Origin of the sequence: Kitasatospora purpeofusca, assembly GCF_000718025.1 — a bacterium.
Classification (GTDB): domain Bacteria; phylum Actinomycetota; class Actinomycetes; order Streptomycetales; family Streptomycetaceae; genus Kitasatospora; species Kitasatospora purpeofusca.
Genome location: NZ_JODS01000022.1, coordinates 111210 through 136149 on the forward strand (window position 1 = coordinate 111210; position 24940 = coordinate 136149).

At 71.7% G+C, this 24940-nt stretch carries 16 protein-coding genes; 10 read left to right on the plus strand and 6 right to left on the minus strand.

What is annotated here, in order from left to right; translation table 11 throughout:
- The first annotated feature begins 243 nt into the window (after positions 1–243).
- Together IF01_RS0127590 and IF01_RS0127595 are read left to right on the plus strand one after the other, a co-directional pair.
- Positions 244–2040 (plus strand): glycoside hydrolase family 35 protein, encoded by a 1797-nt coding sequence (locus IF01_RS0127590; protein ID WP_030396257.1) that lies wholly within the window; start codon positions 244–246, stop codon positions 2038–2040.
- A 110-nt stretch (positions 2041–2150) separates the two neighbouring features.
- The gene (locus IF01_RS0127595) at positions 2151–3305 is read left to right on the plus strand and encodes an EstA family serine hydrolase (RefSeq protein ID WP_030396258.1); all 1155 of its coding nucleotides are present in this window, start codon (positions 2151–2153) and stop codon (positions 3303–3305) included.
- A gap of 106 nt (positions 3306–3411) precedes the next feature.
- Here IF01_RS0127595 and glmS read toward each other — a convergent pair whose 3' ends face one another.
- Together glmS and IF01_RS0127605 are read right to left on the minus strand one after the other, a co-directional pair.
- Positions 3412–5238 carry a glutamine--fructose-6-phosphate transaminase (isomerizing) gene (gene glmS / locus IF01_RS0127600; protein ID WP_030396259.1) on the minus strand — a complete coding sequence of 609 codons (1827 nt, stop codon included), beginning with the start codon at positions 5236–5238 and terminating at the stop codon, positions 3412–3414.
- Positions 5239–5280: 42 nt separating this feature from the next.
- The gene (locus IF01_RS0127605) at positions 5281–5565 is read right to left on the minus strand and encodes a hypothetical protein (RefSeq protein ID WP_030396260.1); all 285 of its coding nucleotides are present in this window, start codon (positions 5563–5565) and stop codon (positions 5281–5283) included.
- A gap of 211 nt (positions 5566–5776) precedes the next feature.
- Between IF01_RS0127605 and asnB the strand changes: the two genes are divergently transcribed.
- The 7 genes from asnB to IF01_RS0127640 all read left to right on the plus strand — a co-directional run bounded on the left by asnB (position 5777) and on the right by IF01_RS0127640 (position 15970).
- Complete coding sequence (gene asnB, locus IF01_RS0127610; protein WP_030396261.1) at positions 5777–7627, plus strand: asparagine synthase (glutamine-hydrolyzing); 1851 nt, start codon at positions 5777–5779, stop codon at positions 7625–7627.
- Positions 7628–7836: 209 nt separating this feature from the next.
- Positions 7837–8979 carry a hypothetical protein gene (locus IF01_RS42350; protein WP_149030576.1) on the plus strand — a complete coding sequence of 381 codons (1143 nt, stop codon included), beginning with the start codon at positions 7837–7839 and terminating at the stop codon, positions 8977–8979.
- Positions 8980–9156: 177 nt separating this feature from the next.
- Positions 9157–10593, plus strand: a complete 1437-nt coding sequence (locus IF01_RS0127620; protein WP_037781304.1) for a pyridoxal phosphate-dependent decarboxylase family protein — start codon at positions 9157–9159, stop codon at positions 10591–10593.
- A gap of 89 nt (positions 10594–10682) precedes the next feature.
- Positions 10683–12095 carry a GNAT family N-acetyltransferase gene (locus IF01_RS0127625; protein ID WP_051756325.1) on the plus strand — a complete coding sequence of 471 codons (1413 nt, stop codon included), beginning with the start codon at positions 10683–10685 and terminating at the stop codon, positions 12093–12095.
- A gap of 425 nt (positions 12096–12520) precedes the next feature.
- Positions 12521–13783: a MurT ligase domain-containing protein gene (locus IF01_RS0127630; RefSeq protein WP_030396265.1), complete on the plus strand. Its 1263-nt coding sequence runs from the start codon at positions 12521–12523 to the stop codon at positions 13781–13783.
- 64 nt (positions 13784–13847) lie between these two features.
- Entirely contained in the window at positions 13848–14576 is a 729-nt protein-coding gene (locus tag IF01_RS0127635) for a type 1 glutamine amidotransferase (RefSeq protein ID WP_030396266.1), read from the plus strand.
- A 368-nt stretch (positions 14577–14944) separates the two neighbouring features.
- Positions 14945–15970 carry a 6-phosphofructokinase gene (locus IF01_RS0127640; RefSeq protein ID WP_030396267.1) on the plus strand — a complete coding sequence of 342 codons (1026 nt, stop codon included), beginning with the start codon at positions 14945–14947 and terminating at the stop codon, positions 15968–15970.
- Positions 15971–16111: 141 nt separating this feature from the next.
- Here IF01_RS0127640 and melC2 read toward each other — a convergent pair whose 3' ends face one another.
- Together melC2 and melC1 are read right to left on the minus strand one after the other, a co-directional pair.
- On the minus strand, positions 16112–16939 hold the full coding sequence (gene melC2, locus IF01_RS0127645) for a tyrosinase MelC2 (RefSeq protein ID WP_030396268.1): 828 nt from the start codon (positions 16937–16939) through the stop codon (positions 16112–16114).
- An 82-nt stretch (positions 16940–17021) separates the two neighbouring features.
- On the minus strand, positions 17022–17432 hold the full coding sequence (gene melC1, locus IF01_RS0127650) for an apotyrosinase chaperone MelC1 (protein WP_030396269.1): 411 nt from the start codon (positions 17430–17432) through the stop codon (positions 17022–17024).
- Positions 17433–17782: 350 nt separating this feature from the next.
- Between melC1 and IF01_RS45960 the strand changes: the two genes are divergently transcribed.
- Entirely contained in the window at positions 17783–19168 is a 1386-nt protein-coding gene (locus IF01_RS45960; RefSeq protein ID WP_078880357.1) for an NAD(P)-dependent oxidoreductase, read from the plus strand.
- A 121-nt stretch (positions 19169–19289) separates the two neighbouring features.
- Here the strand turns inward: IF01_RS45960 and IF01_RS0127660 are convergent, their stop codons facing one another.
- Together IF01_RS0127660 and IF01_RS50295 are read right to left on the minus strand one after the other, a co-directional pair.
- Positions 19290–20123, minus strand: a complete 834-nt coding sequence (locus tag IF01_RS0127660) for a hypothetical protein (protein ID WP_157855368.1) — start codon at positions 20121–20123, stop codon at positions 19290–19292.
- 19 nt (positions 20124–20142) lie between these two features.
- Positions 20143–24933, minus strand: a complete 4791-nt coding sequence (locus tag IF01_RS50295) for a hypothetical protein (protein ID WP_244215646.1) — start codon at positions 24931–24933, stop codon at positions 20143–20145.
- Between the last annotated feature and the right edge of the window lie 7 nt (positions 24934–24940).

A 24940-nucleotide genomic window follows, 5' to 3' on the forward strand; every position in this document is an offset into this window, starting at 1 on the left:
CACCCCCGCGATCATCGCGGCCACCAGCGACCGCGTTCTGCTACTGAGGGAATCCCGGCGCATGGGCGTCGGCGACCTCGCCTTCCTACGGAGTGTTGCGTGCCCGCCGAAACGTAGGTGGGACGCGTACACACGTCGTATACGCTGGCTGGACGAGGGCAGGCCCGGTGGGCCGACACCCCCGGGCCGGCTCCGACGCAGCAGTACCCGACCGACGACCGCGTCAACCGAAAGCTGGTCCGCATGATCGAGCTCGACTTCGACGACGACGGCTTCCGCCGCAACGGCGCGCCGCACCGGATCGTCTCCGGAGCGCTGCACTACTTCCGGGTGCACCCGGAGCTGTGGGACGACCGGTTGGCCCGCCTGCGCGCGCTGGGCGCCAACACCGTTGACACCTACATCCCCTGGAACTTCCACGAACTGCCCTCCGGCGGGATCGACTTCACCGGGTGGCGGGACATCTCCCGGTTCGTCCGGACCGCCGAACGGCACGGTCTGGACGTGATCCTGCGCCCGGGGCCCTACATCTGCGCCGAGTGGGAGTCGGGCGGCCTGCCGGCCCGGCTGCTCACCGCCGAGGGGATGGGGCTGCGCAGCTCGGACCCGGCGTTCCTCGCCGAGGTGGACGGCTGGTTCGACGCCGTGGTGCCGGAGCTGCTGCCGCTGCTGGGCAGCCGGGGCGGGCCGGTGGTGGCCGTGCAGGTGGAGAACGAGTACGGGAGTTACGGCAACGACGCCGCCTATATGACGCATCTGCGGGACGGGCTGGTGACGCGCGGGGTGGACTGCCTGCTGTTCACCGCCGACGGTTCCGAGGACTTCATGCAGCAGGGCGGGGCGATCCCGGGTGTGCTGGCCACCGGCACGTTCGGTTCGCGCGCGCCGGAGCGCTTCGAGGTGCTGCGGCGGCAGCAGCCCAAGGGACCGCTGGCGGCGATGGAGTTCTGGATCGGCTGGTTCGACCGGATCGGTCAGCCGCACCATGTCCGGGACGTCGCGGAGACGGCTGCCTCGCTCGACGAGCTGCTCGCGACCGGCGCCTCGGTCAACCTCTACATGGCGCACGGCGGCACCAACTTCGGGTTCTGGGCGGGCGCCAACCACTCGGGCACCGGGCCCGAGACCGCCGGTTACGAGCCGACCGTGACCAGTTACGACTACGACGCGCCGATCGGCGAGGCGGGCGAGCTGACCGAGAAGTTCCACGCCCTGCGGTCCGTCATCGGCAAGTACGTGCCGCTCCCCGAGGGGGAACTCCCGGCCCGGCCGCCGCGACTGGAGCCCCGCCGGCTGGAGCGGGCGAGCGGCCGGGCGCGGCTGCTGGACTCCCTGGACGCGCTGTCGATGCCCCTGCACCGGCCGACCACCGAGCCGATGGAGCGGGTCGGCCAGTCGCTCGGCCTGATCCACTACCGCACGCACGTCCCCGGGCCGCGCCCGGAGATGCCGCTGCGGATCGACGGCGTCGGGGACCGCGCGCAGGTGTTCGCGGACGGCCGCCCGCTCGGCGTGCTGGACCGCAACTCCCCGGGCGGCACCCTGCCGCTGGCGGTGGGCCCGGCCGGGGTCACCCTGGACATCCTGGTCGAGGCGCTGGGTCGCGCCAACTACGGCCCGCAGCTGGACGATCGCAAGGGCATCCGGCGCGGCGTCCAGCACGAGCGCCAGCGGCTGCACAACTGGGAGATCCGGCCGCTGCCGCTCGCCGACCTCTCCGCGCTGGCCTTCCGCGAGGACGTCGGCGCCGCCGGGGGCGACCCGGTCTTCCACCGGTTCGAGGCCGAGGTCGAGGCACCGGCGGACGCCTTCCTCGCGCTCCCGGACTGGGGCCGGGGCCTGCTCTGGCTCAACGGCTTCCTGCTCGGCCGCTACACCCACGAGGGCCCGCAGCGCACCCTGTACGCGCCGGGTCCGCTCTGGCTGCCGGGCCGCAACACCCTCGTGGTGCTCGAACTGGACCGCCACGCCGAGGCCCTGGAGATCCGCGACGAGCCGGACCTCGGCCCCACCACCCGCGCACCCAGCGCGGACTACTGACACCGACCCGCCCGCTCCCCGCCCCGGCGCCGGAATACTGCGGCGCCGGGGCGGGTTGACGCCCCGGCAGGCCGGTGATCAAGGCCGCAGGAGCGCATTCAGGGGGAAGCATGTCCAGCAGTGACGTCGTCGGCGGAAGCGTGGCGCCGGGGTTCGAGGCGGTGCGGGAGGAGTTCGCCGCCGTGGTGGCGGAGGAGCCGGCGGGCGGTGGCGCGCAGCTCGCCGTGCACCTGGACGGGCGGCGGGTGGTGGACCTGTGGGCCGGCGAGGGGGTCTCCGGCGAGTCGCTGTTCGCGCTCTACTCCTCCGCCAAGGGGGCGGCGCACCTGGTGACGGCCCTGCTGGTGCAGGAGGGCGTGCTCGACCTGGACAAGGAAGTGGCCCACTACTGGCCGGAGTTCGCGGCCGAGGGCAAGGGCGCACTCACGTTCCGGCAGTTGCTGGAGCACCGGGCGGGGCTGATCGGGGTCGACGGCGGCTTCACGACGGAGGAGCTGGCGGACGACCGGCGGATCGCGGATCGGCTGGCCGGCCAGAAGCCCTACTGGGAGCCCGGGACGGCCTACGGGTACCACGCCTACGTCATCGGCGCGCTGACCGGCGAGGTGGTCCGCCGCCGGACCGGCCGCACGGTGCAGGAGCTGTTCGAGGAGCGGATCCGGGCCCCGTACGGGCTGGACTTCTTCCTCGGCCTGCCCGCGGAGCTGGAGTCGCGGTACCTGTCGGTGCTTCCGGCGGTCCCCCTCCCCGGTCAGCAGGGCGAGCAGCCGGCACCCGACAGCCTGATGGGGATCGCCTTCAACCTGAACGCCTCCCCGCCCACCGACCTGGCGGGCTTCGGCAACCTCCGCCCGGTGCAGGCCCAGGGCCCGGCCTCGACCGGCAGCTTCGGCAGCGCCCGCGGTCTGGCGGCGATGTACGCGGCGGCGGCGCAGGGGCTGGACGGGCGGACGCCGTTCCTGGCACCGGCCACGATCGCCGAGTTCGGTCCGGTCCGCACGCACGGCACCGACCTGGTGACCGGCGAGGTGGACCACTTCGGCCTCGGCTTCGAGGCGCAGAGCACCCGCTTCCCGTTCCTCGGGGCGGAGGCCTTCGGTCACAGCGGCGCGGTGGGCGCGCAGTCCTTCGCCGATCCGCGCAGCGGCGTCGCCTACGGGTACACGCGGCGCCGGTTCAGCTCCCTCCCGCTCGGCCCGGAGAACCACCGGCTGGCCGAGGCCGTCGTCCGCGCCGCCGGGGCGGTGCGCGGGGCGGCCGGCTGACCGTCCGACCTCCGGGCCCGCGACAGCGACAGCGACAGCGACAGCGCTCGGAACGCGCCCCCGGGGCCGGCCGTGGAGCACGGCCGGCCCCGGGGCGCGTCCGCGACTACTCGACGGTGACGCTCTTGGCGAGGTTGCGCGGCTTGTCGACGTCGCGCCCCAGCGCCACCGCCGCGTGGTACGCGAGCAGCTGGAGCGGGATGTTGAGCAGCAGCGGGTCCAGCTCGGGCTCGCTCTTGGGCACCAGGATGCAGTGGTCCGCGAGCTTCGCCTCGGGCCGGCGGTGGGCGACCGCGAGCACGCGGCCGGAGCGGGCCTTGATCTCGCCGAGGGTGGTGAGGTTCTTGTCGAGCAGCTCGTCGTCCGGGACGAGGGCGACGGTGGGCAGCTCGGGGCTGATCAGCGCCAGCGGGCCGTGCTTCAGCTCGCTCGCCGGGTAGGCCTCGGCGTGGACGTAGGAGATCTCCTTGAGCTTCTGCGCGCCCTCGCGGGCGACGGGGTAGCCGCGCACCCGGCCGATGAACATCATGCCCTCGGACCCGGCGTACTCGGCGGCGAGTTCGGCGATGGCGTCGCTCTGGGCGAGGACCTCGCGGATCTGGTCGGGCAGCGCCTTGAGGGCGGAGACGATCCGGCGGCCGTCGGCGGGCGAGAGGTCGTGGATCCGGCCGAAGTGCAGGGCGATCAGCGCGAAGGCGACCACGGTGGAGGTGAACGCCTTGGTGGAGGCGACCGAGATCTCCGGGCCGGCGTGCAGGTAGATGCCGCCGTCGCACTCGCGGGCGATGGCGCTGCCGACGGTGTTGACGACGCCGAGCACCCGGCCGCCCTTGCGCTTGACCTCCTGGACGGCGGCGAGCGTGTCGTAGGTCTCGCCGGACTGGCTGACCGCGATGTAGAGGGTGTCGGCCTCGATCACCGGGTTGCGGTAGCGGAACTCCGAGGCGGGCTCGCTGTGCGCGGGGATCCGGGCCAGCTCCTCGATCAGCTGGGCGCCCATCTCGCCGGCGTAGTAGGCGGAGCCGCAGCCGAGGATCTTGACCCGGCGGATCTCGCGCAGTTCGCGGGCGTCCAGGTTGAGGCCGCCGAGGTGGGCGGTGGCGAACCGCTCGTCGAGGCGGCCGCCGAGGGTGCGCTCGACCGAGCCGGGCTGCTCGTGGATCTCCTTGAGCAGGAAGTGCTCGTAGCCGCCGGTGTCGTAGGAGTCGATCTCCCAGTCCACGGTGGACGGCTGGCGGTGGGTGGTGCGGGCGTCCTCGGTGAAGGTGCGGAAGCCGTCGGCGCGGACGGTGGCCAGCTCGCCGTCCTCCAGGTGGACCACCTGGCGGGTGTAGCGGACCAGGGCGGAGACGTCGGAGGCGACGAACATCTCCTTCTCCCCGATGCCGAGCACGATCGGGCTGCCGTTGCGGGCGACCACGATCCGGTCGGGCTGCTCGGCGTCGAGCACGGCGATGCCGTAGGTGCCGACGACCTTGCCGAGGGCGGCCCGCACGGCCTCCTCCAGCTCGACGCCCTCGGCGGCGTGGGCGGCGATCAGGTGGCCGAGCACCTCGGTGTCGGTCTCGGAGCGGAAGACGGCGCCGTCGGCGGCGAGCTTGGCCCGCAGCTCGTCGGCGTTCTCGATGATGCCGTTGTGGACGACGGCGATCCGCTCGGCGTTGTCGAGGTGCGGGTGGGCGTTGGCGTCGCTGGGGACGCCGTGGGTGGCCCAGCGGGTGTGGCCGATGCCGGTGGAGCCCTTGAACCGGGCGGGGACGGCGGCGGCGAGGTCGGCGACCCGGCCCTTGACCTTGCGGACCTTGATGCCGCCGGTGCGTCCGGCGACGGCGACGCCGGCCGAGTCGTAGCCCCGGTACTCCAGTCGGGCGAGGCCTTCCAGCAGGAAGGGCGTCGCGTCCTTGGGGCCGATGTAGGCCACGATTCCGCACATGGTGGTGGACTCCTTGGTTCCGTGGTTCCGGTCGGCCGACCGTCAGCCGTAGACGATCCGGCGCAGCTGGCGGGCCGAGAGCTCCGGGGCCGCGACCCGGCGGGCGGGCAGCTCCTCGGCGAGCCGGGCGAAGATCTTCTCGTTGGTCAGGCCGCGCGCCTGCAGCTCGCCGTGACGGCGGCGGACGTACTCCTCGGTGGTCTCGGAGAAGTACGCCAGCACCTCCGCCACCACCCGCGCCGCCTCCCGGGGCCCGAGCGGGCTGGTCCGGGTGAGGTGGGCGAGGAGGTCTTCGTGAGGGTGCGAGGAACCGGTCGAGCTGGACACAGTCGGTGACTCTAGGCCGCCCTCCCGGGAAAGATCAAAGATCCTGCCCGAAATCGGGCAGGATTCTGCGGCAATCGGCGCAGCATCGGGGTCTTGTCCGCACCGGGGCGACCACGTAGCGTGATGACCTGCTCACACACCGGGGGGAGTCACGCGGTGACCAGGGGGGCGGGAGCATCGGAAGAGTGTCAAAAGAACCGGAGGCTTGCTGATGTGCGGGATCACCGGATGGGTCGCCTACGACCGCGACCTGACCCTCGAACGCGAGGTGCTCGACGCCATGACCGCCACCCAGCTCTGCCGCGGCCCGGACGACGGCGGCGCCCATCTGGAGCGGCACGCCGCCCTCGGCCACCGGCGCCTGGCCGTGCTCGACCCCGAGGGCGGCGCCCAGCCGATGACGGCCGAACACGACGGCCGGCTGCTGGCCGCCCTCAGCTACAACGGCGAGGTGTACAACCACCACGAGCTGCGCGCCGAGCTGGTGGCGGCCGGCCACCGCTTCCGCACCCGCGGCGACACCGAGGTGGTCCTGCGCGGCTACCTGGAGTGGGGCGAGCGCGTCGCCGAGCGGCTCAACGGCATGTTCGCCTTCGCCGTCTGGGACGCCCGCACCGAGGAGCTGCTGCTGGTCCGCGACCGGATGGGCGTCAAGCCGCTGCACTACCACCCCACCCCGGACGGCGTGGTCTTCGGCTCGGAGCCCAAGTCGCTGCTCGCCCACCCCGCGGTCCGCCCGGTGGTCGACCTGGACGGGCTGCGCGAGCTGATCGCCATGACCCGCACCCCCGGCCTCACCCCGTACCGGGGCATCGCCGAGGTCCGGCCCGGCCACCTGGTGCGGGTGCGGCGCGGCGGCGTCTCGGTCCACCGCTACTGGGCGCTGGAGGCACGCCGGCACACCCAGGACCTCGCCACCACGATCGGCACCGTCCGGGCCCTGCTGGAGGACATCGTCCACCGCCAGCTGGAGGCCGACGTGCCGCTCTGCTCGCTGCTCTCCGGCGGCCTCGACTCCAGCGCGGTCACCGCCCTGGCCGCCCGCAGCCTGGACGCGGCGGGCGCCGGACCGGTCCGCTCCTTCGCGGTCGACTTCACCGGGCAGAGCGAGCACTTCCACCCGGACGCGGTGCGCACCACCCCGGACCGGCCGTACGCGGAGTTGCTCGCCCGGCACGTGGGCGCCGACCACTCGGTGATCGAGCTGGACAGCGCCGCCCTCACCGACCCGGCGCAGCGGCTCGCCACCCTGCGGGCCCGGGACCTGCCGGGCGGCGTCGGCGACATGGACACCTCGCTGCTGCTGCTCTTCCGCGGGGTGCGCGAGCACTCGACGGTCGCGCTGTCCGGCGAGTCCGCGGACGAGCTGTTCGGCGGCTACCGCTGGTTCCACGACCCGAAGGCCCTCGACGCGGACGACTTCCCGTGGGCGACCGCGGTCAGCGGCTTCGGCGGCGCGGGCACCGGCCCGCGCGAGCAACTGCTGGACCGGGAACTGCTCGCCAAGCTCGACCTGCCCGGCTACCGCCGCGCCCGGTACCGGGAGGCGCTCGCCGAGGTGCCGCACCTGCCGGACACCGACCCGTTCGAACGGCGGATGCGGGAGGTCTCGTACCTCAACCTGACCCGCTTCGTCCGGATCCTGCTGGACCGCAAGGACCGGATGAGCATGGCCAACGGGCTGGAGGTGCGGGTGCCGTTCTGCGACCACCGGCTGGTGCAGTACGTCTTCAACACGCCGTGGACGATGAAGTCCTTCGACGGCCGGGAGAAGAGCCTGCTGCGCGCCGCCGTCCGGGACGTGCTGCCGGCCGAGATCGCCGACCGGATGAAGAGCCCGTACCCGATCGTCCAGGACCCGCGCTACCCGGAGCTGCTCCGCCGGGAACTCGCCGCACTGGCCGCCGACCCCGGCTCCCCCGCCCTCGCCCTGCTCGACCGCCGCGAACTCGCCGACGCGCTCGCCCCGGACACCGACCCGCAGACGGTCCGGCTGGCGGCGGATCTGGCCCTGGACCTGAACGCCTGGCTGACGGAGTACCAGGTGTCGCTGGAGCTCTGATCCCCGGTTGCGCCGAGTGCCCCGGGTGGTGCGCCGTTGCGCCACCCGGGGGAGGGTGACCCGCCGCGAACCCGCCTCGTTGACCGGGCGGGACGTGCGATAGCGTCGCCGACACCTCCCGAATGGCGGCCGAAAACACGGAATCCGAGACCCGTGCCGTCAGGATGGGGAACGTCCCGTCCGTCTCGATCCGCCGGGGGATCTCCGTCATGCAACCGCGAGCCTTCGCGATTCTCACCGCCCTGCTGCTCGGGGTGCTGGGCCTGGGGTCGGTGGCCGTCACCGACTGGACGCCCGAGCAGGCCGCCGACCGCGCGGCCGTCGCCCCGGCCGTCCCGGGGACCGAGGGCAGCACAGGTACGGCGGGCGCCGCGCCCGCCGGCACCGGGCAGCCGGCCGCGTCGGCCACCGCGACCGGGGACCCGGCGGTGTGGACCCGCTCGACGCTGCGCAACAAGCTGATGGCCGAGATGGACGCCAGCGACCCCGGCGTCGCCCTGGCCGACCTCGACCGGATCACCAAGCAGCTGCCGTACACCGTCCGGTTCTGCCACCCGATCGCCCACGAGCTCGGGCACGCGGCGGTCAAGCGGTTCAACGCCGACTTCCAGAAGGTCATCTCCTTCCCGCACGAGACCTGCGCGGCCGGCTACCTGCACGGCGCAGTGGAGGAGATGCTCAACGCCTCCGCCCAGCCGGAGACCGACCTGGTCAAGCTCTGCGCGCCCAAGAACAGCGGCCCGTGCATCCACGGCGTCGGCCACGGCACCATGTTCGTCGCCAAGCAGGACGTCGCCAAGGCGCGCGAGCTGTGCAACAAGTTCACCACCGACCAGAACCGGATCCGCTGCTCCGAGGGCCTGTTCATGCAGCTCTTCGGCCCGGACGAGGAGGACGAGAAGGCCAAGGCCAACCTCCCCGCCGACAAGCTCGCCCAGGACCCGCTGTACCCGTGCAAGGACCAGCCGGCGCTGTTCCAGTCCGCCTGCTTCTTCTACGCGCCGACCTTCTACCTCTCCTCGCACGACTACCCGAACCACCCCGAGGTGTACGCCGAGGCACTGAAGTGGTGCCTCAACGGCAAGGCCTCCGGCGGGGCGGTCGACTGCAGCCGGGGCGTCGGCTCGCGCACCATGAAGTACAACCTGGACCGCGAGGACTGGGCCGCCCAGCAGTGCGCCACCGCCGCGGACGGCTGGCAGCGCAAGGCCTGCGCCGAGGGCCTCGTCAGCTACTACACGGTCAACTACACGGACGGCGGTGCGGCCGGCCGGCTCTGCGCCAAGTTCTCCGACAAGGAGATGCAGGGCTACTGCCGCTCCGCCGGCGGGCTCTCCGCCTCCCTCGACTGACGCCCTCGCCCCGCTCCCCCCACTGACCCCCTCCGCTGATCCCCTCCACCGGGACCGGGGGGAATCCCGGATACCGGGCCCGCGCCGCACGGCGCGGGCCCGTTTCCGTAGGATCGCGGCGTTCGGGTGCGCCGAGGACGCCGCGCCACCGGGCCCCGCACCACCAGGAGCCACCGCATGACCTCCGACGACTTCCGCGCCGCCGCGCACACCGCCGCCGACCTGGCCGCCGACCACCTCGCCGGGCTCGCCGCCGGCCAGGTCTGGCAGCCGATGGACGACGCCGCCCGCCGCACCCTGCTGGACGCCCCGCTGCCCGCCGCCGGCCGTCCGCTGGACGAGCTGCTGGCCGCGGTCGGCCGCGACGTCCTGCCCTACCCGATGGGCAACGGCCACCCGCGCTTCTTCGGCTGGGTGAACTCCGCGCCCGCCCCGGCCGGTGTGCTCGCCACCCTGGCCGCCGCCGCGATGAACCCCAGCTCGGCCGGCGGCGACCACGCGGACGTCCACCTGGAGCGGGCCGTGGTCCGCTGGATCGCCGAACTGGTCGGCTTCCCGCACCCGGCCGGCGGCGGGCTGCTCACCTCCGGCACCTCGATGGCGACCATCGTCTGCCTCGCCGCCGCCCGCAACCGCGCCGCCCGCGACGCCGGGTGGGACGTCCGCGAGGACGGCCTGGCCGGGATGCCGCCACTCGTCGGCTACGTCACCGGCGAGACCCACTCCTGCGTCCGCAAGGCCGCCGAGCTGCTGGGCCTCGGCAGCAAGCACCTGCGCGTCGTGGCCACCGGCCCCGACGGCCGCCTCGACCCCGCCGGACTGCGCACCGCGATCGCCCGCGACCGGGCCGCCGGACTGCTGCCGTTCCTGGTGGTGGCCTCGGCCGGCACGGTCGGCACCGGCGCGGTCGACGCCTTCGACCCGATCGCCGACCTGTGCGCCGAGGAGCGGCTCTGGCTGCACGTGGACGGCGCCTACGGGGCGTTCGGCGTGCTGGACCCGGAGATCGCCCACCGCTACGCCGGGCTGGCCCGCGCCGACTCGCTCGCCCTCGACCCGCACAAGTGGCTCGGCGTCCCGGTCGACTGCGGCTGCGCGCTGGTCCGCGACCCGGCCGAGCTGCGCGCCGCCTTCAGCCTCGTCCCCTCCTACCTGCGCGACGAGGCGGCCGGCGAGCTCGGCTGGTTCTCCGAGTACGGCACCGAGCAGACCCGCCCGTTCCGCGCCCTCAAGGTGTGGGCGACCATCGCCCACCGGGGCCGCGACGGCCTGGCCGCCGACATCGCCCGGACCACCGCCCTGGCCCGCCGGCTCGGCGAACTCGTCACCGCCGACCCCGACTTGGAACTCCTCGCCGAGGTCCAGACCTCCATCGTCGCGTTCCGGCTGCGCCCCGCCGACCCGACCGGCCCGGCCGACGAGGCCGCCCTCGACGCCCTCAACCGCGAGCTCCCCGCCGCCGTGCAGCGCCGCGGCCGCGCCTTCCTCACCGGCGCCCGCCTCGACGGCCGCGAGATCCTCCGCGCCTGCCTGCTCAACCCCGCCACCACCGAGGAGGACCTCGCCGTCCTGCTCGCCGAAGTGAAGGCCGCCGGGCGCGAGCACTCCGGGTGACCGCCGACGGTGATCGAGTCACGGCACCATTAACCGCGGGGTCACGGAGGATTCGTGATCGTGAAACACGGAAGCGGCAGATTGATGGCATGGAGCACACGGAGCAGCTGACGCCCACGACCGATCCGACCACGACCCCCTCCCGTGCCCAGCGCCGCGGCCTGCGCAACCACCGCTGGCGGCGCGACGCGGTGGAGCTCTCCGCCGTCTTCCTCTCGGTGACCGCCGCCGACCTGGTGGCCAAGCTCGTGGTGCACGGGCCGGACGGCCCGGCGGTGCTCGGCGCCTCCGCCGTCGCCCTGCTCGCCACCGCGCTGTTCCACACCTGGTGGGCGCACCGCCACCAGCTGCACGGCCCCCCGGCGCCGGACGCGCCCGCGCCGCCGGGGGCGCCGGAGGCCGAGCCGCTGCGGGGACCGCTGCACGACTTCGAGGGCAGCACGCTGTGGCGGGTCCGCACCACCGTGCAGGACTCCCCCGGCAGTCTGGCCCGGGTCTGCGCGGCCCTCGCCGGGCGGCAGGTGAACATCGTCTCGATGCAGTCCCACCCGCTGCCGACCGGCGCCGTGGACGAGTTCTTCGTCCGCGCGCCGCGCTCGCTCAACCGGGCCGACCTGACCGCGCTGGTGGCCGGGGCCGGCGGGCACGACATCTGGACCGGCCCGGCCGACGCGCACGACCTGGTGGACGTGCCCACCCATGTGCTGGCCCTCGCCACCCGGACGGCGCTGGACGCCGCGGAGCTGCCGATCGCGCTGCGCCAGCTCTTCGGGCAGTGCAGCATCCGGCAGTACCCGGGGGCGGCCGCGCGCGGCACCGCCGGGGTGGACGGCCATGTGATGCGGCTGCCCGTCCCCTCGGGCGAACTGATCGAGCTCACCCGCCCGCAGCTGCCGTTCACCCCGACCGAGTTCGCCCGGGCGCAGGCCCTGGTCGAGCTGGACACCCTGCTCGGCCCCCGGGTCCCGGACGTCCGGGCCCGGCTGAGCGTGCCGGCCGGCGCCGAGCTGACCGTGCGGCGCGCGGACGCGGCCGACAAGGCGGCCGCGCTGGCGATGCACCACCGCTGCTCCCCCGAGACCCTGCGCAAGCGCTACCACGGGCCGGTCCGGGACGCCGACCGCTACCTGGACCACCTGCTGGACGCCCGGCACGGGCAGGCCCTGGCGGTGGAGACGGCGGACGGGCGGATCGTCGCCCTGGGGCACCTGATGTGGGACGACGACAGCGCCGAGGTGGCGGTGCTGGTCGAGGACGCCTGGCAGCGGCGCGGGCTGGGTCTGGACCTCATGCGGCGGATGTCCGCGCTGGCCCTGGAGGCCGGGGTGGAGACGGTGTACGCGGTCACCCAGTCGTCCAACACCGGGCTGATCGCGACCATGCGCCGGCTGGCGGCGCCGCTCGACTACGAGGTGGACGAGGGCACCCTGGTGATCACCGCCCATCTCGCGGAGGCCGCCGAGGAGCTCCCGGTGCCCTGGCAGACCCGTCCGGGCCGCTGAGAACGGAGCGTCCCCAGAACCGCTCACAGGCTGTCCGCGGGGCCGCGCGACCCCGCGATCGAGCCGTACCGGTGAGCAGATCGGACAGGTCCGGTAATCGTCCGGTCATTTCTTCACCACATCCTCACCAAGAACCTCACCGGCCCCGGGCCGGGCGGCCCCCGCGCCGCCCGGCCCGGGGCGCGCGCGGAACCGCCGCACCCCGCTCACGCGTCCCCGACGGCGAACGGCCCGTCCGTACACCGCCGATCCTGACCTCGCGTCAGGACCTCCCGGACCGCCGCTCCCGGGGCGTCGCAGCAGGCGGCACGGGGTCCGGGGCGTCGAGCCGGGCGGCGGAGTCGGTAGGCTGATCCCGTCCCCGCCGCCCGACGGCCCGTAGTCCGGCCCCCGGGCGGTGCCGCAGCAAGGAGGAACCACTGAGCATGGCAGGCACCGAATCGGAGCCCACAGGCGCACGCGACGCCTCGCTGCCGGCACGCGCGAAGATCGCGGTGACCGCCGGCAAGGTGGCCGCCGCCGTGTCCCGCAAGGCCGGCCGAGGCAGCGGCTCGGTGATCGGCGGCAAGGTCGCGCTCAGGCTCGACCCGGATCTGCTCGCCACCCTCGCCGACCACCTGGACGTGGTGCTGGTCAGCGCCACCAACGGCAAGACCACCACCACCCGCCTGATCGCCGAGGCGCTGCGCGCCGCCGGCCCGGTGGTCTCCAACGCCCTGGGCGCCAACATGCCGGCCGGCATCACCTCCGCCCTGGCCGGCGGCTCGGAGGCCCGCTTCGGCGTGATCGAGGTCGACGAGAAGTACCTGGCCGGCGTCGCCCGCGACACCCGGCCCAAGGCGATCGCCCTGCTCAACCTCTCCCGCGACCAGCTCGACCGCGCGGCGGAGACCCGGATGATGGCCGAGAAGTGGCGCGAGGGCCTCCAGGACACCGAGGCCGTGGTGATCGCCAACGCCGACGACCCGCTGGTGACCTGGGCCGCCTCCTCCTGCAAGAAGGTGGTCTGGGTGGCCGCCGGACAGGCGTGGAAGGAGGACGCCTGGTCCTGCCCCGCCTGCGGCGGTGTGATGCAGCGCCCCGGCGACGACTGGTTCTGCCAGGAGTGCGGCTTCCGGCGACCCAACCCGCACTGGGCGCTCCAGGGCACCCATGTGATCGACCCGCAGCGCGGCGCCTGGCCGATCCAGCTCCAGCTGCCCGGCCGGGCCAACCTCGCCAACGCCACCAGCTCGGCCGCCGTCGCCGCCGTGTTCGGCGTCTCCCCGCAGGTCGCCCTGGAGCGGATGCGCGGCGTCAGCGCGGTCGCCGGCCGCTACGACGTGGTGCAGTACCAGGGCCGTGACATAAGGCTGCTGCTGGCCAAGAACCCGGCTGGCTGGCTGGAGACCTTCTCGCTGATCGACGGCCCGCCCACCCCGGTGGTGCTCTCGGTCAACGCGCTCGACGCGGACGGCACCGACACCTCCTGGCTGTGGGACGTCGACTACGAGCGGCTGGCCGGGCACCCGGTCTTCGTGCTGGGCCAGCGCAAGCTGGACCTCGCGGTGCGCCTGGAGGTCGCCGGGCTGCAGTTCCACGTCGTGGACTCGCTGGAGCAGGCCGTCCGGATGGCCCCGCCCGGCCGGATCGAGGCGATCGCCAACTACACCGCCTTCCAGCAGCTGCGGAAGGTCGTGGCCGGCTGATGCCGGAACGGCACCCGCAGCCCCCAGCAGCCCACCGCACGTACGTCATGGAAGGCCTTCGAGGATGAGTGAGAGCAGCCTGCGCGTGGTCTGGGTCTACCCCGACCTGCTCAGCACCTACGGCGACCGGGGCAATGCCCTGGTCGTGGAGCGCCGGGCCCGCCAGCGCCATCTCAACGTGACCCGGATCGACGTCCGCTCCGACCAGTCGGTGCCCACCAGCGGGGACATCTACCTGATCGGCGGCGGCGAGGACCGCCCGCAGCGGCTGGCCGCCGAGCGGCTGCGCAACGACACCGGGCTGGTGCGGGCGGCCGAGAACGGCGCGATCATCCTCGGGGTCTGCGCCGGCTTCCAGATTCTCGGCCACGAGTTCGTCAACGACCTCGGCCAGCGCGAGCCGGGCCTCGGCCTGCTGGACGTGTGGACCACCCGCGGCGAGGGCGAGCGCTGCGTCGGCGACGTGCTGGCCGACGTGGACCCGCAGCTCGGCCTGCCGCAGCTGACCGGGTTCGAGAACCACCAGGGCGTGACCCACCTCGGCCAGGGCGTCAAGCCGCTGGCCCGGGTCACCGCTGGCCGGGGCAACGGCACCGGCGACGGCACCGAGGGCGCCTGGCGGGACACCGTCTTCGGCACCTACCTGCACGGCCCCGTACTGGCGCGCAACCCCGCCGTCGCGGACATGCTGCTCAAGCTGGCGCTGGACGTGAACGCCCTGCCGCCGGCCGACACCACCTGGTACGACGCGTTGCGCGCCGAGCGCATCGCGGCCACGACGCGCCCCGCGTAGTACTCCCCCGGTCCGTCCGCCCGGTGCCCGCGATGCGGTCATGGGCTCCCCGGGCGGGCCGGGACGTACGACAATGGGGCTGCCCCGTCCCGGGGCTGCCGGCTGCACACCCTCCTCGGCAGCAGGCTGCATTTCCACGCGGGGGCGTCGACGACGCCGCTCCCGCGTCGGCTCCTGCCCGGCCGGACGCAGGCGCCGTATGCTCGACTCCACGGCCGGTTTCGGATGTTCTGTCCGAATCGGCCGGTCCTTCACCCGACGGTCACCTCCGCGCCCACCCGGCGCGGGTACGGCCTGTCGTGGTGGCGGTCCGTCGTCCCAGCCTGTAGTCCGGCCGTTCCTCGGTTCTGCTCGGGAGTTGCAAAGCAATGCGTATTGGAGTGCTGACCAGCGGCGGTGACTGCCCCGGCCTGAACGCGGTGATCCGGTCCGTGGTCCACCGGGGGGTGGTCGACCACGGCGACGAGATCATCGGGTTCGAGGACGGCTGGCGCGGTTTCCTCGAAGGGCACCACCGGCCCCTGACCCTCGACTCGGTGAGCGGCATCCTGGCCCAGGGTGGCACCATCCTCGGGTCGTCCCGGGTCCAGCCCAGCCATCTGCGCGACGGCGTCGAGCGCGCCAAGAAGTACTGCGCGGACCTCGGCCTGGACGCGGTGATCCCGATCGGCGGCGAGGGCACCCTCAAGGCCGCCAAGCTGATGAGCGACGCGGGCCTGCCGATCGTCGGCGTCCCGAAGACCATCGACAACGACATCGCCTGCACCGACGTCACCTTCGGCTTCGACACCGCCGTCTCGGTCGCCACCGAGGCGCTGGACCGGCTGAAGACCACGGCGGAGTCGCACCAGCGCGTCATGGTGGTCGAGGTCATGGGCCGCCACACCGGCTGGATCGCCCTCAACGCGGGCATGGCGGCCGGCGCGCACGCGATCATCGTGCCGGAGCGCCCGTTCCACATCGAGAAGCTCACCGCGGTCGTCCGGGAGCGCTTCGACCGCCAGAAGAAGTTCGCCATCGTGGTGTGCGCCGAGGGCGCCAAGCCCGAGCCCGGCACCATGCACTGGGAGGAGGGCAGCAAGGACATCTACGGCCACGAGCGCTTCACCGGCATCGCCACGCAGCTCTCCGGCGAGCTGGAGCACCGGCTCGGCAAGGAGGCCCGTCCGGTCATCCTGGGCCACACCCAGCGCGGCGGCACCCCGACCGCCTACGACCGGGTCCTCGCCACCCGCTTCGGCTGGCACGCCGTGGAGGCCGTCCACAAGGGCGCCTTCGGGCACATCACCGCCCTCCAGGGCACCAACATCAACCTGGTGCCGCTGGCCGAGGCGGTGGCCGAGCTGAAGACCGTCCCGGCCGACCGCTACCTGGAGGCCGAGACGGTCATCTGACCGCCCGCCCCCTGTACGTCCGGTGCCCCGGCCCCCGAGAGCGCGAGTCTCGGGGGCCGGGGCCGTTCGCGGCGACTGCCCCGCCGGGAGCGGAACCGGACCGGCGGCGATCAGCGATCAACCGGTCAGCCGGTCAACCGATCAGAACCCGGTGTCGTAGGTGTAGGTGCCGCTGTGGTCGAGCAGGTCGGCCGGGGTGACCGTGTTCCACGGCTTCATCCGCTCGTTGAGGTCGACCACGTCGGGCGTGCCGGCCGTCGGCAGATAGGTCTTGCCGGGGTTGCGCTTCTGCCACTCGGACCACAGCTTGTCGACGAAACAGTGGTGCAGCCAGAACACCGGGTCGTTGGGCGACATCCCGGTGGCCATCTGGCCGCCCACCCAGACGTGCACCCGGTTGTGCAGGTTGACCCCGCGCCACCCCTCCAGGTTGTTGCGGAAGCCGGCCGAGGAGCTGTTCCACGGCGCGGCGTCGTAGGTGGTGATGGCGAGCACCGACTCGGTGTCGGCCCGGCTGGGCAGCTGCGCCACCCCGGTGCCGAGCTGGCGGCGCAGATAGGTGCGGCTGTCGGTGTTGACGTTGAGCCGCCAGTTGCCGCCGGAGAAGGCGAACGGACCGGTGGTCACCTGGCCGTCGCTGCTGCGGCCATTGCCGCCCATGAAGTCGGCGCCCCAGATGCCGGCGGTGGCGGTGCGGTCGGCGGTCCAGTCCCAGTACGGGAGGTTGACGCTGGGGTCGACGGCCTGCAGCGCCCGCTCGAACTCCAGCAGGTACTGGCGGTGCCAGGGCAGGAAGGAGGGCGAGCGGTGCCCGGTGCGCTCGCCGTTGTCGACGTCGCTGACGATGAACTGGTTGTGCGTGGTGACGAACGGGTCGTAGCCGCCGTTCGCCTTGAGTGCCAGCACGGCGTTGACGAAGGCGCGCTTCTCCTGGGCCGTCAGGTTCGCCTGGTTCTTGCGGACTCCCATGAGTCCCCCCTCTGGTGGTGGTGGTCTGTCGGTCTCGGGTGGCCGGGTGGGCCGGATGCGGCCGGTGGGCCGGTGGCCGGAATCAGGCGGTGACGATCGGGACGAGCGTCGCGCCCTGGAGGTCGTTGACGGCGGCCCGGGCGAGCGCGCGCGGCGTCGCGAAGGTCTGGTAGTGGTTGACGACGCTGATCCAGGTGCCGTCGGCGTTGCGCATCATGTGCAGCTCGTCGCCGTCGATCCGCACCTCGTAGCCGGTGCCGGCGCCGCCCCCGTGGTGGTGGCTCCCCCCGTCGGCCGGGCGGCCCTGGATCCGTCGGCCCTGGAAGACCTCGTCGAAGCTGTCGGACGCGCCCGGGTCCGCGGCGGTGGCGGCCCCGCCGCCGGGCCCCGCGAGACCGATCACGACGGTGCCGGTGGCGACGGTCAGGGCGGCCGCGGCCCCCTGGAGCATCCGTCGGCGCGTCAGCTCCGTGGCATGGGTGTCTTCGGACATGGTGGTACCCCCTCGAGTGCCCGGGGCTGTGGTTCGGGCACTGTTCACGAACGATTGGTTAATCGTTAAACGAAGGTGATTCCTTGATCGAATCACTCGTTTCGATGGTCGCAAGCCTTGTTGACCTACGGAACAGCCGATCGGCGGGGGTACGTAGGGTTGCGTATAAATTCGGTCATTTTCTGTCACGTGCCGAACACGCACCGATCACACCGGCGGGTACCCCGGCGGCCGCCCAGCAGTCACCCGACGGCCACCCCGGCGGCGTCCGCCTGGCGGGACCGGGCGAAGGCGCCCTAGCGTGACCGGAGGAGCGCAACGGACCGGACGGACCCAGGAGGGACCAGGCGATGGAGATCCTCGCGTACGGCGTACAGGCCGACGAGCGACCGCTGCTGGAGAAGGCCTTCGCGGGCCGGCACGCCCTGCGCTGCCTCTCCGTCTTCCTCAACCGCGACACCGCCCCGCTCGCCGCCGGGTACCCGGTGGTCAGCAGCAGCGTCAACGCCGAACTCGACGCCGGCACCCTCGCCGTCCTCGCCGCCGGCGGCACCGAGCTGGTCGTCCAGCGCTCCACCGGCTTCAACAACATCGACCTCGACGCCGCGGCAAGCCTCGGCCTGACCGTCGCCCGCGTCTCCCACTACAGCCCCTACGCCGTCGCCGAACACGCGTGGACGCTGGCCCTGGCCGTCAACCGCCGCCTCACCCGCGCCGCCAACCGCTCCCGCGAGTTCGACTTCCGCCTCGACGGCCTGCTCGGCCGCGACATCCACGGCATGACCGTCGGCGTCATCGGCACCGGCAAGATCGGCGAATGCTTCGCCCGCATCGCGGCCGGATTCGGCACCCGACTCCTCGGCTGGGACATCGCCCCCAACCCCGCCTGCCTCGACCTCGGCATGACCTACACCGAACTCCCCGAACTCCTCTCCCGCGCCGACCTCGTCAGCCTCCACGTCCCCCTGCTGCCCTCCACCCACCACCTCATCGACGCCGCCGCCCCTCACTGCATCTCCGAGGTGACGAGGGCCCCCGGGGTGCTCGACGGTGTGGTCCTGGTGGTCTCGGCCGTCGAGTGCATCCAGGCCCAGACCCGTCTGCTGATGCACACGCTCGTCGCGATGCGGATGCTGGTCCTGATCTTCGTGAACAAGGTCGACCGGATGGGCGCGCGCCACGACGACCTGCTGAAGTCCATAGGGTCGCAACTCGCGCCCGCCATGGTCTCGATGAGCCGGGTGGAGCGGCTCGGCACCGCACAGGCCTGGTCCTTCGCCCGGAGCGTGCGCGAGGAGGATTTCACCGCGGACCTCGCGGAACTGCTCGGCGATCACGACGAAGCATTCCTGGCGCGCTACCTCGACGATGAGAAGGCCCTGGGCGAGCAGGAGTACCTCGCCGAGCTCGCCAGGCAGACCTGCACGGCTCGGGTCACTCCAGTGTTCTTCGGCTCAGCCGTGACCGGCACGGGGACCACCGAGCTGATCGACGGGATCACGCGTCTCCTTTCGGGCGACCGCCACGAGTTGGCGCGGACGTGTCCACTGAGCGGGACGGTGTTCAAGATCGAACGCGGCTGGGCCGGCGAGAAGTCACCTACGTCCGGCTGCGTTCGGGGGTCCTCGGGCCCCGGAGCAAGGTCTGCTTCTATCAGCGGGACCAGCAGGGAGAAGTCATCGAAGTCACCGGCCGCACCACGGTGGTCGAGGTGTTCGACAAGGGTGCCGAGGTGACCGCCAACCCAAGCGCAGTCACGGTAAGCACCGTTGCAGTCCCCAGCCATCGGCTGCGCACGCCGCTGCGCCACCGATGGCCGTTGCCGTCAGAACGGCGATGGCATGGCTGACGAGCTGATTACCTGGCGACTGAGAGAAGCGCCTTCTCCATGGCCTCACACGCCAGGTAGTTGCCGAGGGTGTGGAAGTCTACGGGTGCGATGCTCGTCTCGATGTCTTCCTCAATGCCGTCGAACGCCCGAGTGAGCAGTCGGGGGACAGCGACGAGATCGCCTACGTCCGCGATGTTGATCCAGCGCCCGACAGCGGGTGGCCGTCGTCCCCGTCCGGCGACCGGTGCGGGATCGAGCCGGTCGAGAACAGCTCCCGGCAGCGCCAACGGCGAGCCCACCGTCACCAGCAATTCGATGGGAACGGACGAGGCGGCCGAACTCCAGAGGGCCTCGTACGTCACGACGCTGCCGAGAGAGTGCGCGACGATGACGCGAGGCTGGACGCGCGCGATGGTCGCGGCGACGTGGTCACGGGCAGCGGTCCTGCGCTCGGGGTGCTCAAGGTACCAGGCGACCTCCCGTACGAAGCGGGCCATGAAGCGCAAGAGACCGTTGAAGGGCTTGCCACTGCGCTCCGCGACCCAGCTGAGCTCCTGACGCATCGCGCGGGTCAACCGGCCTTGGGCGATCTGCTCCGGGACTCCGTAGGCGTTGAGCCAGTCGGACAGCATGGCTGCCTGGGGGCCGGTCAGCCCGTCGATGTCCGCCCCACCGAGCTGCGAGTTCCCGGCACTCTGGACACCGGTCGGCCGTAGCAGATGAGCGTAGTACGCGGTGTGCAGATCGGCCGGTTCGCGCAGGGACCGCGTCCAGGTCGTTCGCAGGGACTCCGCAGCGTCCTCCGGTGTCTGGTGCGGACGGTAGTTGCCGATGCCGTGCACGGCGACGATCCGGTTCACTTGTGAGGCCATTGCGCGTTCACTGTCCTTCTATCAACCAGTCGAGCTCTACAACGTCCGGGCCGCAGCTGACTGCGAGGCGCCGCGAGCTGATCCAGGTCACGGCGCGCGGTGTGTCGGGTAGCCACATCGGCGGCCCCAGCACCCGCCGGGTCTCGACATCGAGAACGCGCAGGGACCGGTCGCCGTGCCCTGTCGCGATGAGAGGTCTCCCTCCATCAGGAGCCGCGGCGACGCAGGTGGCATCGTTGGCCAAGTGCTCGACTCCGCGGCTGAGCGTAGTCGGCGCCTTGCGCGGAACCAGGTCCCACAGTTCCAAGGAGCCGTTCTCCGAGAGGGCTACCACGCCTGCTGCTGTCGCGGCCAGCTCCACGACACGGTGGTCAGCCGACGGTGGTTGGACAGACAGGATTCGCCCACCGCTCCTCCACTCGATGAGGGCGGTCCCGTCCTGTGCCGTTGCCACGAGCAGACCACTTGGCAGGGGCGCCATCGCGGTGACTGCGGAGGGGAGCCGGAGGGACCACAAGGTCTCCGAGCTGTACTGCCCCGCCTCCGCAACTAGCTTCCAGTAGCGCAGGCGTCCGGCGGCCGAGGTGATGAAGCAAGCATCGCCCACAGGCAGGATCCGTGTAACGCGGTTCCGGTACCGCGCTATCCTCCTGGTCTTCGGCGTCTTCTGACCCCAGCCTTCCACGACATTCAGGCGTCCCTGAACACCGGCTGCGAGGACCACAGGACCGATGTCCGGTACTACCGCGGCACAGATGGAACTGAGGCCGCTCACTCGGAGGACAGCGCCAGAGTGCAGCACCGTGTCGTCGGCACCCCTGCTGACCGCCCGGTCCTGGACATGCGTCAGTTCCACAACGGGTTTGCTGTGTCCGACGACCTTCACGCGAGTGGCGGCAGCCCCGGGCATGAGACGCCACACATGGATGGACCCGTCAGGCTGCGCGACCAGCACCGTGTGATCCCCGCCGACCTCCATCGTGACGAACGCGGCCGAGGGGGACGGGAGCAGGGACGCGGTCTGTTGCGCGATCTCGTCCACCGGCGGTTCCTGAGGGGCGGACTTCTGCCGACGTCGAGGGAGTGGGCGGTTGGTGCGGCCACGACTCAGACGCCTGAGTCCACTCGCGCTTACATGGAGTCGGCGAAGCTCGTCCCATATCTCGTCCTCGAGGTCGTCCAAGACCTCCCTTTCCGGGTCGTCCGTGTCGGCCGGTGGTTCTGGCTTTACAGGGGTGTATCCGATGAACCTGCGGGCCTCCATGTCCCAGATGAGGGTCTCCACGCCTTTCCTCTTGCCGGTGAACCGCAGACCGAGGGCCTGGCCTTCGAGCGCCTCCGTGGAAATCTCCACCGGACTGGGCTTTCGGATCCCCTTCTTCCCCAGCACCACTCCTTCTTCGAGGTCCCACATCTGTACGACACCGCCGCTTGACCGGGTGACCAGGTAAGGCCCGTGCGTTGCCGGATAGGTGTGCATCTCGGTCACCAATCGGTCCGCGTCTCTGAGGGCGCGGCCTCGCGGTCGCAGCGAAGGCAAGTCCCACAGCCGAATCTGGCCGCTTTCAAGAGTGAGGGTGACCACGACCTCCTCGCCGCCAATCACGATCGTGTCCATCGCGTCAGCGTCGGCGTCGGCGTACGCCTGCTGCTCGAAAGCGGTGAGGTTCCACGCTCGTACGGAGCGGTCCTCGCCCAGTGAGACAACAAGCCTCTCCGATGTCTTGGCGACGAGAAGCTTGCTCGCTGGACCTTCGTGCCCCTGCAGGCTGCCGAGGTAGCTGGTGTAGACCCCGGACCCGGTCGCCGTGGTGCAGGCCCATGCGGGCGGCGGTGCGTCCGGATGGTGCATGACGTCCACCGATGCCCGCAGATCGGCCCATCGAGCGAGGTCGACACTGAGCAGCTGCCGGCGCTGGTAGGGCGAGGCGGTCAGGTGGTGGGGACCGCTGGTGCGGTAGGCGGCGGCCATGAGACGTGCGGCTTCGCTGTCCGCGCCGTCCAGCAGCGGGACCAGATGTCGCGGGTCGGCATGGGCCAGGAACTCGCTGTCGAGTACCAGCTCATCGGCCCGTCCCGCCTCGGTCGCGTGCTCGAGCAGGTGCCGCAGTAGATAGGGCTCGGCGTTGCGCCAGTTCGGACGGTGGAGCGGGGAGGGGCGTTCGGAGTCGAGGAGAGCCTCGTACACGCGGTTGGCGACCGCCGCGGGCGCGATGGGATCGCTGCGGCCGTACGGATGGAGCGTCATGTGGTCTGCGAGCGCTTGATGAAAGAAGCGGTACACGGTCAGTCCGTCTGGTCCCGCGGTCGTACGGAGGTAGAAAGTGACAAGGCGCAGCACCTCCTCGATGGCGGCTTCCGCCCGAGGCACTGGCGATGCAGCGGAGCCAGGGCCGAAGGCACGGGCTGCGTGGACGAGCAACCGCCGAGACATACCTTCTCCCTTGACGCGACCGAGCGCGGCGAGCACGGGCCGCAACCACAACTGCCCGGGGCCGAGTTCACGAAGGTGGAGTTCCAATACGTCGCCGAGCGAGCGTGGCACCTGGGCCGCTACCGTGGCGGTACTCATCTGCTCAACGGGAAGCGCGGTCAGCAGTTGGACGTAGAGTCCTGCTACCAGGAACCTGCCGCCCATGTCGGCCATGCTCAGCGCATCGGCGATGATGCTGGCCGCCTCAGTACGGAGGGTTCGGTACTCGGGGACGCCGTACACGGTAGATCCGGCGAGCAGTGCCCTCACGTAGTCGGCCAGTTCCTCCCTCACGCGTTCCAGAGGGACCTGGTCGAGGTTGACGAGTCCGCCCTCGCTCTCTCGAGCCGCAGCGAGGAGCGGCTCGAACTGCTGCCAGGGACGCACCCCGACCAGCAGTCGGCATCCGTTCCCGCCATGGCGGCCCTTCATCGTGGCGAGTGGGATGAGGAGGTGATTGAGAATCGCCTCGGGCTCCGTCGCCTCGTCCAGGGCATCCAGGACCACCGCCGGAACACCGGCCTCCCTGCTGATGACCTCGAAGCAGAAGTCCCGCGGGTTCCATCGCCGGCCGAGTGGCTGCTCCATATCGAGCTGGCGGGCAAGCGAGTCGATGACCTCGTTGAGGGACAGGCCACGTGCGTGGACGGCTATCAAACGATGGTTGAGGGACGGCAGCCGGTCGGGGTGAACCCGGGACGTGATCCCGGTTGCGAGAGGACGCAGTCTCGGATGGGCCGCACAGACCAACATGCCGATTAGCGCGGACTTTCCGACACCCGGACTGCCAGTCACCACCCGTAGGTTGCCGTGCCTCCCTGTCGTGTCCTCCAACCACGTCGTCAGCTCCTCCAGCTGCTGCTCCCTGCCTGTGAAGTAGCACTGCCCAGTCGCCGATCTTCGGTCTGGATCGCCGGACGCGCGGCTCAAGTAGTGGACAGGGTCGAAGGCGGGGTCCAGGTCTCGCAGAAACATCCCGAGTGCGCTCTCGCGCACGGCCAGGACGGTGTCGGTGTACTCGGTCCGGTACCAGGGATTGCAGAAGAACGCCGGCGCGCTGTCGAACGGGTGGAACTGTGGTGTCATTTCGAGCTTCTGAGGAACCGAGGCTCCCTCCATGACACACAGTCGGTCGAGCTCACGCTGCACTTCGGCGGCGAACACCCGCACAGGGACGTGCTTCAAGGAAGGGTGGACGTCCAGCGCCCCTTTGGCGAGCCCCCGCAGCGTGGTGGCGACGGCTTGACTGAACCTGCCGTCGAAGGCTGCCGAGCCGTGGCCCGCGGCGCCGACAACCCACACCTTGCGGTCGGAATCGTCCATCATCATGCGCACTTGGGCCCGGGCCGCCTTGCCGGCCTGGCAGACGTCCAGAAGCAGCAGGACATCGGGGCCTTCGGGGCTCTCCTCGAACCTGTTGATCAAGGCGTCTACGTCGATCGTGGTCGCGCCGGACCTGTTCTGGGCCCAGTCTCGACCTGGCAGGAGCAGGGAGCCGCCTCGGCCCACCAGGCCGTGGCCGACATGATGGATGACAACCTGGCCGCCGCCTGCGCTGTCGCTCACACGGTTCAACCGTCCAAGCAGCTCGCTCGATGCGACGTCGACGTGCGGCCGGCCGCCGTCGATGGAGAAGCCAAGCGCGGCGAGCGACTCTGCAACCAGTTCCGTGCGGTCGGAGACGAACCCGAGCGGATCCAATGGTTCCGGCTCAGAGCCGTCAGGCTCGGAGTCGTCAGGCTGCGTCGGCCCATACGTTGAGATGCCACTGACAATCGCCCTGCGCACGCCACTCCCATGCAGCAAACCGTTCTGACCGGGCCAGCATATGTGTGTTGGACAGCCAGAGCCTCCGCCGGACCGGCGCAGCGTGAACGGCAAGGGCCTCAAACTGGGCTCATGGAGACAGAGTCGTGTCAGCCCACCACTCTCGTCGACCGACCACAACGCGTTTCGCGGTCGGAGGACACTGGCGCGGACCGGGCCTCTGCGGCCGGAGGCGAGGTACTGGGTTCCCAGCCGACGGCGGAGGCCCTTGCGCGGCCAGTCGACGACGAGCTGGCTGTAGGGCTTGTCGATGACGAAGCGCGGGTCGGTGGCCGTCAACCGGTCGCGGGCGTCGCCGACGGCCATGCGGAACCCGGGCTCCGGTGCGGTGTTGCCCCAGCCGTCGTGCCAGGCGCGGATCTCGGTGACGAGGTGCTCGGCGAGGTCGGCGGCGCGGGAGCCGTGGCCGATGACGCCGATCTCCCAGAAGCGGTCGGCGTCGTCCTCGCCTTCGCGGATGGTCAGGTAGGCGAGGGAGTCCGCGTCGAGGGCGGCCACGGAGCCA